At 54.2% G+C, this 12,716-nt stretch carries 11 protein-coding genes and 1 pseudogene; 4 read left to right on the top strand and 8 right to left on the bottom strand.

Features of this window, described 5'->3' with window-relative positions:
- From ACF8OF_RS13290 to lsrA, 7 genes and pseudogenes are all read right to left on the bottom strand, one after another.
- Positions 1–340 (bottom strand): annotated as a pseudogene (locus ACF8OF_RS13290) (hypothetical protein); the annotation flags it as partial.
- Between the two features lie 189 nt (positions 341–529).
- Positions 530–829 (bottom strand): (4S)-4-hydroxy-5-phosphonooxypentane-2,3-dione isomerase, encoded by a 300-nt coding sequence (lsrG, locus tag ACF8OF_RS13295; RefSeq protein WP_004239424.1) that lies wholly within the window; start codon positions 827–829, stop codon positions 530–532.
- Positions 830–832: 3 nt separating this feature from the next.
- Positions 833–1,714: a 3-hydroxy-5-phosphonooxypentane-2,4-dione thiolase gene (lsrF, locus tag ACF8OF_RS13300; RefSeq protein WP_025154211.1), complete on the bottom strand. Its 882-nt coding sequence runs from the start codon at positions 1,712–1,714 to the stop codon at positions 833–835.
- Between the two features lie 65 nt (positions 1,715–1,779).
- Positions 1,780–2,796, bottom strand: coding sequence for an autoinducer 2 ABC transporter substrate-binding protein LsrB (gene lsrB / locus ACF8OF_RS13305; RefSeq protein ID WP_262861564.1), 1,017 nt, complete (start codon positions 2,794–2,796; stop codon positions 1,780–1,782).
- Positions 2,797–2,837: 41 nt separating this feature from the next.
- Complete coding sequence (lsrD, locus tag ACF8OF_RS13310) at positions 2,838–3,842, bottom strand: autoinducer 2 ABC transporter permease LsrD (RefSeq protein ID WP_004237496.1); 1,005 nt, start codon at positions 3,840–3,842, stop codon at positions 2,838–2,840.
- The gene (lsrC, locus tag ACF8OF_RS13315; RefSeq protein ID WP_392496924.1) at positions 3,839–4,843 is read right to left on the bottom strand and encodes an autoinducer 2 ABC transporter permease LsrC; all 1,005 of its coding nucleotides are present in this window, start codon (positions 4,841–4,843) and stop codon (positions 3,839–3,841) included. Before lsrC ends, lsrD begins: the two co-directional genes overlap by 4 nt.
- The gene (gene lsrA / locus ACF8OF_RS13320; RefSeq protein ID WP_392496925.1) at positions 4,837–6,399 is read right to left on the bottom strand and encodes an autoinducer 2 ABC transporter ATP-binding protein LsrA; all 1,563 of its coding nucleotides are present in this window, start codon (positions 6,397–6,399) and stop codon (positions 4,837–4,839) included. The genes lsrC and lsrA overlap by 7 nt, the downstream gene beginning before the upstream one ends.
- Positions 6,400–6,708: 309 nt before the next feature.
- Between lsrA and lsrR the strand changes: the two genes are divergently transcribed.
- Both lsrR and lsrK read left to right on the top strand, forming a co-directional pair.
- A complete protein-coding gene (gene lsrR / locus ACF8OF_RS13325) occupies positions 6,709–7,659 on the top strand; it encodes a transcriptional regulator LsrR (RefSeq protein WP_186848317.1) in 951 nt (316 codons plus the stop codon).
- Positions 7,660–7,744: 85 nt separating this feature from the next.
- Complete coding sequence (gene lsrK / locus ACF8OF_RS13330) at positions 7,745–9,340, top strand: autoinducer-2 kinase (protein ID WP_004237500.1); 1,596 nt, start codon at positions 7,745–7,747, stop codon at positions 9,338–9,340.
- Between the two features lie 167 nt (positions 9,341–9,507).
- On the opposite strand, the gene ACF8OF_RS13335 is transcribed toward lsrK, so the two are convergent.
- A complete protein-coding gene (locus ACF8OF_RS13335) occupies positions 9,508–9,852 on the bottom strand; it encodes a RidA family protein (RefSeq protein ID WP_004237501.1) in 345 nt (114 codons plus the stop codon).
- Between the two features lie 100 nt (positions 9,853–9,952).
- Between ACF8OF_RS13335 and ACF8OF_RS13340 the strand changes: the two genes are divergently transcribed.
- Both ACF8OF_RS13340 and tsaB read left to right on the top strand, forming a co-directional pair.
- Entirely contained in the window at positions 9,953–11,878 is a 1,926-nt protein-coding gene (locus tag ACF8OF_RS13340) for an ATP-dependent DNA helicase (protein WP_392496926.1), read from the top strand.
- 84 nt (positions 11,879–11,962) lie between these two features.
- The gene (gene tsaB / locus ACF8OF_RS13345) at positions 11,963–12,664 is read left to right on the top strand and encodes a tRNA (adenosine(37)-N6)-threonylcarbamoyltransferase complex dimerization subunit type 1 TsaB (protein ID WP_392496927.1); all 702 of its coding nucleotides are present in this window, start codon (positions 11,963–11,965) and stop codon (positions 12,662–12,664) included.
- Positions 12,665–12,716: the final 52 nt, after the last annotated feature.

The following is a 12,716-nucleotide window of genomic DNA, read 5'->3' on the forward strand; positions in this document are numbered from 1 at the left end:
TGTTTGCTGCGATAATGACAGGGGCCGGCGTTCCCGGAAGTATTTCAGAAAGGCAGACAGAAAGTATTTTGTTCTCCCCGTATTCGCCCAGGGTACGGACAAGCTGCTGCACACACCGGCGGCAGTCTTCCGTGAAGGGAACCCGTGAATCCGCCGCGTCTCCGGCAGAAAATGATGGATCGGTATGATGGTCTTTATAAGGGGTAAAGGCTTCAGCTCCCTCAAACCAGGTCTCTTCCATTTCAACGTAGTCGATGGCATCAAACCAGATATCCGGGTCTTCCGGGTTTGAATGACACCGGGATATATGGGGTGATAAGGCGGGAATAAGTGGCTGCATATTCTTCGGTCTTTATCCGTAACCAGGTACTGAATTTTCCTTACCCTATCATCATCAGATTTTTTTTCTTTCAGGGAAAAGCTTTATATCTGCCTTTATCAATCGATTATTCAATCGGGGATGGTTTTAGTATGAAATGAAAAAGTGACCGCCGTTATGCGGTCACTTAACGGAATAAAGACGGTACGCTTATTTCACTTCCGGCATCAGCCCGATAAAGACGGTTTTCTTACGCGGACCGGTCATCAGGTCTTCCAGCTTTTCCACACACTGTAAATAGTGCGGCGTTTTCTTATGTGCCGCCACGGCCGCATCATCGGCATAGGCTTCATAAATATAAAAGCGGGTTTCCACTTCCGGATCCTGTAATACATCAAAACGCAGGTTACCGGGCTCTTTTACCGACCCGAGATGATTTTCACGGAAAACGGCAATAAACTCGTCCACTTTGCCGGGTTTCACATTAATTTCCACTAATGTTACGTTCAAAATTTACCCCTTGTTCTTTTCGCTCAGGAACAGCTGATAAGCTTGTGCAGCACTTTCACCGCCATGCACAACGGCACGGATCGCTTTCATCATGGCAACCGGGTCTTCGGACTGGAAGATATTCCGGCCCATATCCACCCCGGATGCGCCCTGGTCAATAGCGCGGAAACACATATCGAGTGCTTCGTTTTCCGGCAGTTTTTTACCGCCCGCAATAACAATCGGCACCGGACAACCGGCGGTGATACGCTCAAAACCTTCTTCAACAAAGTAGGTTTTGATGATATTGGCACCCATTTCGGCGGCAATACGGCTGGCGAGCGAGAAATAACGCTGATCACGTGCCATATCTTTACCCACCCCGGTCACTGCCATTACCGGCATACCGACACGCATTCCCGCATCCACCATACTGATGATGTTTTTGATGGACTGGTGTTCATGTTCGGTGCCGATATAGACCTGGGCCGCAACCGCCGCCACATTCAGGCGAACTGCATCATCCATCGCCACCGCGACCGCTTCGTTGGAGAGTTCGGTCAGGATGGAGTTAGCGCCGGATGCCCGCAGAACCACCGGTTTGTTGGTCGCGACCGGCACCTGTGCGCGCAGGATCCCGCGCGTACACATCAGAACATCGGTATGTTCAAAGAGCGGGGCAATATTAATATCAATCCGCTCAAGGCCGGTGGTCGGCCCCTGGAAATAGCCGTGGTCAAAGGCCAGCATGACCGTTTTATTGTCCTGCGGATTAAAAATACGGGCCAGACGCGATTGCATCCCCCAATCCAGCGAACCGCAGCCTTTGAGGGTATAAAGGGTGTTTTTTTGCGGCGTATTAAGCCCGAAGTCTTTGCCGTCACGGATATCATCTAAATCAGCCATGGAATTCTCCCCTGGTTAAACTGGCACGGAGGGTGTCCGCGCCATTGGTTAAATCAGCAACTACATCAGAAATCATAGTTGTTAATGTTCTCTTTGGTGAAGATCACGCGCTCAGGCAGCACCACAATCCCGTTGCCTTTTGCCTCGTAGTCATAGCCCTGAACACTGTTCGGGGAGACTTCAACTTCACCGACACCGGCGACGGTGATCTTATCGCCGACATTCAGCTCACCTTTTTTCATCAGTGCATCAGCCACGGCGACAGAAATCTCGCCTTGTTTGACCACATCCCATAACGCGAACTGATTAACGGTGCCGCGCTCCACATACGGGCGCATCACGTTCGGGGTACTGAACCCGACAACCGCCACATCGTTGCGTTTCAGGTTTTCTTTGGCCTGAGCCGCCGCAGGCAGGGCGTTGGCATCCGGTGCGATAATCACATCCAGATCACTCCAGGCATTAAGAATACCTTCGGCAGTCTGTAAGGATTTGGTGGCATCGTTATAACCATACTGGGTGGTAACCACTTCCCAGCCCGGATGCTCGGCTTCGATTTTCGCTTTCGCTTCTTTGACCCACTGATTCTGGTCGGTTACGGTCGGGCTGGAATAGAAGAAAGCGACTTTGGCTTTCTCTTTTTTCACCTGATCCGCTGCCATATCCACCAGGATACCGCCGAGCTGTTTCGGGGTGCCCTGGTCGATATAAATGGAGCGGCATTCCGGGTTGGTGTCGGAATCCCAGGTCAGGACTTTCACACCGCGCTGCATGGCGCGTTTCAGGGACGGACATAACCCGTCCGGCGAAACGGCAGAAACAATAATCGCGTCATAACCGCGGTTAACGAAGTTGTTGATCAGCTGTACCTGACCGGACACACTCGGCTCGGTCGGGCCGTCGTAGGTGACATCGATACCGAGTTTTTTCCCGGCGTCCACAGCACCCTGGCCGCCGCTGGTAAAGAAGCCGACACCGACAAGTTTAGGAATAAAGGCGACTTTTTCTGCTGCATTCGCCCAGGAAACACATGCGAGACTTAATGCAGTGGCGAGCGCCAGTTTTTTCATGATGGGTTTCATGGTTTTCTCCATTTCGTCAAATCTGTGATAACAAACGTGTTTTACTCTGATACGAATTGCCTGTTGCGTTTACGCGCCCACCAGCCAAGGATGTGATGTCGGTGTAAAGAAACGGAACGACCAACAACGGCAACAATAAGCAGCGCACCCGAGAGTGCACTGGAGACCTGATTCGGTACGCCGATCATCTGCAATCCCTGCTGTAAAAAGCCGATCAGCAACACAGCCAGCGCGGTGCCTAATACAGAGCCGGAACCGCCGTAAATATTGGCGCCACCCAGAACAACAGCGGTGATCGCAGGCATCAGGAAGGACGCACCGAGATCCGCACGGGCAGAGCCGAAATAGGACACTAAAATGACAGAGGCGAGTGCGGCACTGACGCCGACCATCGCATACAGCAGACAGATAGTGCGTGTCACCGGGAAAGCACTGTAACGGGCGACACGGGCATTCTGTCCGATTAAAAAGACATTACGGCCCGGATGGGTGCGGTGCAGATAAAACCAGAACACCAGCACGCACAGGACAAAAATGATCAGCGGCAGCGGAATGCCGAGTAAATCAAGGTTAGCAAAATCAGTGAAGGCCGCCGGGAAGCCGCCGATCCCCTCAAAGCCGGTTGCACCGGATAATCCGGAGAGCAGCAGGGCGCAGCCGCCGAACAGATACATGGTGCCGAGTGTAATCACCAGCGGGTTAACACCGGTAAACAGAATCAGCAGCGCGTTAATCAGACCGCACAGAGCGCCGGTCAGCAGCGTCAGCGGAATAGCGGCAATCATCGGTACACCGGCCTGATTGAGTATGCCGAGTACAATGGCGGTCAGCCCGATGGTGGAGCCGAAGGAGATATCCATCCCGCCGCTGACAATCACCAGGGTCAGCGGCAGCGCCACCAAGCCGATACAGATAAAGTCACTGGTACTGAACAGCAGTACATTGACATCGAGCAGGCGCGGGTTACCCATACCGAATAACAGGATTTCGAGGACAATCAGCAGCGCCAGGGCAATTTCCCAGCCGTAACGTTTGGTGATGCTCATTTTTTCGCCTCCTGCGGTGCGGAAGGATTAAGGAACCGGGCATAGCGCTGGGCGCGGAGGTTTTTCTCCAGCGCCACACGCAGACGGCCGTCAAAGACCAGAACCGCGAGTAAAACAAACCCGGCGATAAAGTCATTCCACCAGGCAGGCAGTCTGAGCAGCACCAGCACACTATCAATCTGAGTCATAAAATAGGCACCGAGGATCGCACCGATAATGGTGCCGGTACCGCCGAGCAGGCTGATCCCGCCCAGCACACAGGCGGCGATAGCTTTCATTTCCAGGCCGTTACCGGTCTGATTCGGGATAAAACCAATTTGTGAGGCGAAAACAATCCCGGCGAGTGCCGCCATCATGCCGTTTACCGAGAAGGCAATGATGCGGGTGCGATCAACCGGCACACCTAACTGACGTGCGCCCTGTAAGTTATCGCCGGTGGCGTAGAAACCGCGTCCGGCAGTGGTGCGGGACAGGAACAGGGTCATCAGAATAATCAGCAGGATAATAAACCAGCCGATTGGCGACAGCCCGAGGAAGATCGGTTTTGACAGATCTTTCAGTTCCGCCGGTAAACCTTCGATCCATTTCCCGCCGGTGAGCAGCAGCATAATGCCGCGATACAGCCCGAGCGTACCGAGGGTGGCAACAATGGCGGGGATCCGCAGCCAGGTGACCAGGATGCCGTTGAAAAATCCGGCCAGCAGACCGGCGGCGACAGTCAGCAGGATCGCCACTGTCAGCGGCAGTCCCGCATTCAGCGCGATACCGACAATCACTGCACATAACCCGGTGGTGGAGCCGACAGACACATCAATATTGCGGGTCAGCATCACCAGGGTGGCACCGATGGCCAGCAGCATCTGGATTTGCGCACTGCCGAAAATCATGGTGACGGTTTGCAGACTGAAGTAACGGGTTTCCATACCGCCGAGCAGGGCAAACAGGCAGAGAATAGCAAGCAGTGCCGTTACTTCACGGTTGTTCTGGATATATTTCAGCATGATGCGGCTTCCTGTAACGGGTTGCTTTCTGTTTCTGTCTGCGGACGATGCTCGCCGAACGCCATATGCATAATGGTGTCGGTATTCAGCTCGTTGTGCTGCAATTCCCCGGAGAACTCGCCCTGATGCATCACCAGCACGCGGTCAGCCAGCGCCACCACTTCATCGAGGTCAGAGGAGATCAGTAAAATCGCCACATTTTGTTGCGCGATACTTTGTATCAGCTGATAAATGTCATTACGGGCACCGACATCCACGCCGCGTGTCGGTTCATCAATAATCAGCAGGGACGGATTGGCTTCGAGGCATTTGGCAATCAGAATTTTTTGCTGATTACCGCCGGACAGTGTGCGTACCGTCTGTTGTCCGTCACTGAATTTAATATTGAGGGCGCGGCGGTAACGCTCGAGCAATGCATCATCCCGCGAGCGGTTGACCAGCAGCCCCTGGTGGTTATGCACCAGCGCACCGATATTCCAGGTGAGCGGGGCATCAAGAAAAAGTCCGGAGGCCTGACGGTCTTCAGGTAAACAGACCAGCCCCCGGATGAGGCGTTTTTCACTGCTGACACCGCGCAGATTGTCACCGTTGAGGAAGACCTCTCCGGCGATCAGCGGGCGCAGCCCGTATAATGTTTCTGCGAGTTCGGTCCGGCCGGCGCCGACGACGCCGGCCAGCCCGACCACTTCCCCCGGGTTGACAACAAAACTGATGTTACGGAATCCTTCGCCGCACGCATTACGGACATCCAGCACCGGTGTATCATCCTGCGGACTGTTACGGGTGGCGGACAGATCCAGCCAGAGCTTCTGCGTCTCTGACAGCGGCTTTTTCTTCGCTTCAGGTGTGATGGCCTGAATAATTTCATCCGTGGAAAACTGTTTTGCCGGACCGGCCAGTGCGATATTACCGTCACGCATCACACTCAGATAATCGGCAATGGCATGTATTTCCGGCAGTTTATGAGAGATAAAAACAATCCCGACACCCTGCTGCTGTAATTCCCGCACCCGCTCAAACAGGCGTTCGGTTTCGGCGGGGGTCAGGGACGCTGTCGGTTCATCAAGAATAAGGATGCGGGAATCACGCATCAGCCCGCGCATGATCTCCACCAGCTGCTGATCCGCCACATTCAGGCTGCCCGCCCGCGCACTGAGATCAAAATTGCAGCGCAGTGATGTCAGCATCTGCTGTAATTTGGCTTTGCCCGCCTGATGTTTCGGCAGACGGAACAAAATGTTTTCCTGTACAGACAGATTAGGGAACAGCAGCGGCTCCTGCGGAACCAGATACAGTCCGAGCTGATGAGCTTTCGCCGGGGTCAGGTGCGATATCTCCTGACCTTCCAGCATCAGGGTGCCGGCGTCCGGCTGTTCAATCCCTGCAATAATTTTCATCAGCGTGGACTTTCCCGCGCCGTTGCCGCCCAGCAGCGCATGAACCTGTCCCGGCAACAGTGTGAAATCGATGTGTTTGAGGACAACCACACCGGAGAACTGTTTGGCTATTCCGCGGGCGGTGAGCAGCGGCTGAATCGGGTGTTGCTTCTCTGACATAACGGCACCTCTGGTGTTATGGGTATTGCTGCCGGATGTTATGTGATTAAGAAAACATCAATAAAATGAACATTTATAATTTATAAACACATTTGTTCATAAATGTAAGCCATAAAAATCAAATAAGACAATATTTCGGCCATATTTTGTGAAAAAATCAGATCTGCGTTAGAATTTGTTCAAAATTTTGGCCCGCACCTCTGGCAGATTTCTGTAAAAGGTGCTTATCTGTAAAAACGGAAAACAAAAGTTCACATGACAACAGTTTCAAAAAACACGAAAGCAGCCCCGGTAAGCTCCGTTTCTTCGATGGACTATGACGCCTCAGGACTTAGTATGAATGAAGAAGAGTTATTGGCCCGTATTGCCTGGTTCTATTACCACGATGGTCTCACACAGGGAGATATCGGGGATCTGCTCGGTCTGACACGGCTGAAAGTTTCGCGTTTGCTCGAAAAAGGACGTCAGTCCGGCGTCATCCGGGTGCAGATAAACTCCCGGTTTGAAGGCTGTCTTGAACTTGAAGATATTCTGAAAAAAAGATTTTCGTTAAAACAAATTCGCATTCTCCCGGCACTGAACGGCCCGGAGATCCACACCCGTCTCGGCGTAGCCGGTGCACATCTGCTGATGTCACAGCTTTCGCCCGGTCAGTTACTGGCCGTCGGGTTCGGGGAAGCGGCAATGGCGACACTGCAGCATCTGAGCGGGTTTGTCTCTTCGCAGCAGATCCGTCTGGTGACACTGTCCGGCGGCGTCGGGCAGTACATGACCGGTATCGGTCAGCTTGATGCCAACTGTCCGGTCAGCATTATTCCGGCACCACTGCGGGCATCGAATGCCTCAGTAGCCGCGACATTCCGTCAGGAACGCAGCGTGCAGGATGTACTGATGGCAGCCAGCGCAGCGGATATCGCGGTGGTCGGCCTGGGGGCGGTGAATCAGAAACAGGACGCGACCATTATGCGTTCCGGCTATATCAGCAGCGGCGAACAGCTGATGCTGGCACGGCGCGGGGCGGTCGGGGATATCCTCGGCTACTTTATAGGGCGCGAAGGGGAACTGACAGAAGACGTGGAGATGCACCGCGAACTTATCGGTATCACCCCCGCAGAACTGAAAAATATTCCGACGGTGGTCGGAGTGGCGGGCGGTGAGGAAAAAGCCGAGGTGATTGTGGCGGCACTGCTGGGGGGCTATATCAACTCCCTGGTGACAGACGAGCAGACGGCGCGGGTAATGCTGACATTATTAACCTGATGCACTGACTGTCCCGCAGACGAAAATCACGCTGTATTTCATGGTGTAACGGTATCAGTCCAATTGAATTTGTGAGGATGGCGACATGAATCAGATTACGGGCAGCGGCTCATCAGAAAAATACCTGATGGCGCTGGATGCGGGAACAGGCAGTATCAGAGCTGTTATTTTTGATCTTCACGGTAATCAGGTGGCGGTCGGACAGGCGGAGTGGCGTCATAATGAGCTGCCGGATGTACCGGGCTCGATGGAGTTTGATCTGCCGGTGAACTGGCAGCTGGCGTGCCACTGTATTGCGCTGGCGCTGAAAAATGCCGGTTTGCCTGCTTCGGCGATTGCCGGGGTGGCGGCCTGTTCGATGCGTGAAGGCATTGTACTGTATGATCGCAACGGCGAACCGATCTGGGCCTGCGCCAACGTGGACGCGCGCTCAAGCCATGAAGTCAGTGAATTAAAAGAACTGTACGATAATACTTTTGAATATGATGTTTATCAGTGCTCCGGTCAGACCTTAGCCCTCGGTGCCATGCCGCGTCTGTTGTGGCTGGCACATCACCGGCCGGATATCTACCGGCAGGCGGGCACACTCACCATGATCAGCGACTGGCTGGCCTGCAAACTAACCGGCGAGCTTGCCGTCGATCCCTCCAACGCCGGCACCACCGGGATGCTGGATCTGAAAACCCGTGACTGGCGGCCGGGACTGCTGGAAATGGCCGGGCTGCGGGCGGACATTCTCTCTCCGGTTAAAGAAACCGGTACGGTTCTGGGCTATATCACAGCGAATGCCGCGAAAGAGTCTGGTCTGGCGGAAGGCACGCCGGTGGTGATGGGTGGCGGGGATGTCCAGTTGGGCTGCCTCGGGCTGGGTGTGGTCAGAGCGGGACAAACTGCGGTGCTCGGCGGGACGTTCTGGCAGCAGGTGGTGAATTTACCTGCACCGGTCACCGATCCGGATATGAATACCCGCATTAACCCGCATGTCATCCCGGGGATGGTACAGGCAGAATCCATCAGTTTCTTTACCGGACTGACGATGCGCTGGTTCCGTGATGCATTTTGCGCGGAAGAAAAAATTATTGCCGAACGCCTCGGTGTGGACACTTACTCATTACTGGAAGATATGGCGGCCCGTGTGCCTGCCGGCTCTCACGGTATTATGCCGATTTTCTCCGATGTGATGCGGTTTAAATCCTGGTATCACGCTGCGCCTTCCTTTATTAACCTCTCGATTGATGCGGAAAAGAGTAACAAAGCCTCGCTGTTCCGCGCACTGGAGGAAAACGCCGCGATTGTTTCCTCCCTGAACCTCGATCTGATTGCAAAATTCAGTGGTGTGAAAGCGGATTCACTGGTATTCGCCGGTGGTGGTTCGAAAGGCAAACTCTGGAGTCAGATCCTGGCGGATGTTACCGGGGTGCCGGTACGGGTGCCGGTTGTTAAAGAAGCCACAGCACTGGGGTGTGCGATCGCTGCCGGAGCGGGTGTCGGGTTATATGATGATATGGTGACGGCGGGTGAGCGTCTGGTGCAGTGGCAGCATGAGTATCAGCCAAATCCGGCGCACCGTGAGGTTTATGATAAAGCCAAACAGAACTGGCAGAAGGTGTATGCGGATCAGCTTTCGCTGGTGGATTCCGGCCTGACAACATCGATGTGGAAGGCACCGGGGTTGAAATAACCGGCGGTATAATCAGGCCCCGGGGAGTGCCGTTAACGGGCAAAAACGAAAAGTCGCTGTGAATACAGTCCCTGTACGCTCAGGCTCGCCATCCATGGCTCGCATGCTTTTCGTTTCCTTTGCCCGTTACCGGCTCAGTACCTGACCGGCAGTGCTTTTTTCAACACTTATACAGCCGCGATCACTTTGATTTCGACTTTATAATCCGGGTGCATCAGTGCCGCTTCCACGGTGCAGCGCACAGGGGCACTGCCTTTCGCGACCCATGCATCCCAGGCGGTATTCATACCGGCAAAATCAGCTTTGTCTGCCAGAAAAATGGTCGCATCGAGGATTTTGCTTTTATCTGAACCGGCGCGGGCCAGAATTTTATCGATCGCGTGCAGGGCACTGGTGGTCTGGGCAGTAATATCGCCGCTCAGATCTTCCGGAACACTGGTGTAATAAACGGTGTTGTTGTGTACAACCGCTTCAGACCAGCGGTCTTCCGGATCAATTCGCTGAATTGTCATTCTCTCTCCTGTAAATATATCCAGTTTCTTACACGGCAAGGTGGTGCTATTGCTCAACCCTTGGCATAATTAGCGCCTATTTTGTCAGAAGAGAACGCGCGTGTCAGACGATTTTGCAAAAAACGGCCGCTTAGCCCGTGTCATTCCCGGTTTTCAGCCGAGGGAAGCCCAGGTCACCATGTCGGCGGCGATCAGCCGGATAATTGAAACGCAGGGACAACTGGTGGCGGAAGCCGGGACCGGGACCGGCAAAACCTTTGCCTATCTGGTGCCCGCGCTGCGTGCCGGAAAGAAAACCATTATTTCCACCGGCTCGAAAGCGTTGCAGGATCAGCTCTATAACCGCGATCTCCCCACCATTATTCAGGCACTGGATTATGACGGCAGGGTGGCGCTGCTCAAAGGGCGCTCGAACTATCTCTGTCTGGAACGGCTGGAGCAGCAGACCCTCGGCGATATTAATATGGAGCCGGAAACCCTCACGCAGATAGTGGCGGCACGGCGCTGGGCGACGGCGACGGAGCTGGGGGATATCACTACCTGTCACGATATTCCGGAAGACAGCCCGGTCTGGCCGCTGATCACCAGTACCAACGATAACTGCCTCGGCAGCGACTGTCCGCAGTATAAAGACTGTTTTGTACTGAAAGCCCGGCGCAAGGCACTGGAAGCGGATGTGGTGGTGGTTAACCATCATCTGTTTATGGCGGATCGCGTGGTGAAAGACACCGGTTTCGGGGAGCTTATCCCCGAGGCGGATGTGATTATTTTCGATGAGGCGCATCAGATCCCGGATATTGCCAGTCAGTATTTCGGTCAGCAGCTCAGCAGCCGTCAGTTATTTGATCTCACCCGCGATATCACATTAGCTTACCGCAGCGAGCTGCGCGACCAGGCGCAGTTACAGAAATGTGCGGATCGCCTGACCATGAGTGTGCAGGATTTCCGGCTGGCACTCGGTGATACCGGTTTTCGCGGGAATCTGCGCGAATTGCTGGCACAACCCCAGTTTCAGCGGGCACTCACATTGCTCGATGATGCGCTGGAACTTTGTTATGACGTGATGAAACTCTCTCTCGGCCGCTCTGCCATGCTGGATGCGGCGTTTGAACGGGCGACCCTGTACCGTAATCGTCTCAAACGGCTGAAAGACGTTTCCATCCCCGGTTACAGTTACTGGTTTGAAAGCTATGGCCGTCATTTCCTGCTGGCACTGACACCACTGACCGTGGAAGATAAATTCCGCGAAATGATGAGTAATCAGAAAATGGCGTGGGTGTTTACATCCGCGACACTGTCGGTGAATGATGATCTGCACCATTTTACCCGCCGCCTCGGGCTGGATAACGCCGAAACCCTGATCCTGCCGAGTCCGTTTAATTATCAGGAACAGACGCTGCTCTGTGTGCCGCGTTTTCTGCCGTCCCCGAATCAGTACGGTGCGGCAAAACAGCTGGCGGAACAACTGCGCCCGCTGATCAACCATAACCGTGGCCGCTGTTTCTTTTTATGCACCTCACACCAGATGATGCGCGATCTTGCCGCCGAATTCCGCCAGTCACTGACACTGCCGGTACTGGTGCAGGGGGAAACCAGTAAAACACAGCTGCTCCGTGATTTTATCTCCTCCGGTAATGCCTTGCTGGTGGCTACCGCCAGTTTCTGGGAAGGGGTGGATGTGCGCGGTGATGCACTGACCTGTGTCATCATCGACAAACTGCCGTTTACCGCACCGGATGACCCGCTGCTGAAAGCCCGCATGGAAGATTGCCAGGTGCGCGGTGGCGATCCGTTCCGTGATGTCCAGATCCCGGATGCGGTGATCAGCCTTAAACAGGGGGTCGGGCGGCTTATCCGTGATACGGAGGATTACGGCGTGATTGTGATTTGCGATAACCGGATTGTCATGCGGCCTTACGGGGAAATCTTCCTGAAAAGTCTGCCGCCGTCACCACGGACCCGTTCACTGACCAAAGCCGCGGAATTTCTGGCAGCTCGGCAGTCACAGCGACGTACAGCGGAATAACACTGAATCAGTTTCGCAATAAAAGTCACTGTTACTATGATTTTTTTGTTACCATAAACCTTATTTATTTGCCGGAGTTATGGCATGTCCAGCCGAATTTTAGCCTTAGATACAGCAACAGAAGCCTGTTCTGTTGCACTTTACAACAATGGTGAGGTCACCGCCGATTTTGCCGTCACCCCCCGCGAACACACACAGCGCATTCTGCCGATGGTGCAGGCGGTGCTGGCACAGCAGAATCTCACTCTTCGTGATCTTGATGCGCTGGCCTTTGGTCAGGGGCCGGGCAGCTTTACCGGTGTGCGGATTGGTGTCGGGATCGCGCAGGGCCTGGCGCTGGGCGCTGAACTGCCGATGATCGGTGTTTCATCACTGGAAACCATGGCGGAAGGGGTTTTCCGTACCACCGGGCTTTCCCGTGTGCTGGTTGCCATTGATGCCCGGATGGATGAAGTGTACTGCGCAGCGTATGTCCGTGATGAGCAGGGCATCTTCCGGCAGGAACTGGCGGAAGCGGTGCTGAAACCGGCAGATTTTGTCACGCGCTGTGCCGCACTCACCGGCGAATGGGGACTGGCCGGTACCGGCTGGGCCGCATATCCGCAGATGCAGGAAACGCTGCCCCTCAGCACACAAATGACAGAAATTACGCTGCCGCATGCACAGGATATGCTGCCGCCTGCACTGAATGCACTGCGCCACGGGGAAACGTCTGCCCCTGAATCGGCGGAGCCGGTGTATCTGCGCAACGAAGTGACCTGGAAGAAATTACCCGGCCGGGAATAACGTAAAAAAATAGCCTGCGTCAATTGTTGAACCGGCAATCATCAGCCACAAT

Origin of the sequence: Morganella sp. TYF_1 (assembly GCF_043105645.1) — a bacterium.
GTDB classification, from domain to species: Bacteria; Pseudomonadota; Gammaproteobacteria; order Enterobacterales; family Enterobacteriaceae; genus Morganella; species Morganella morganii_B.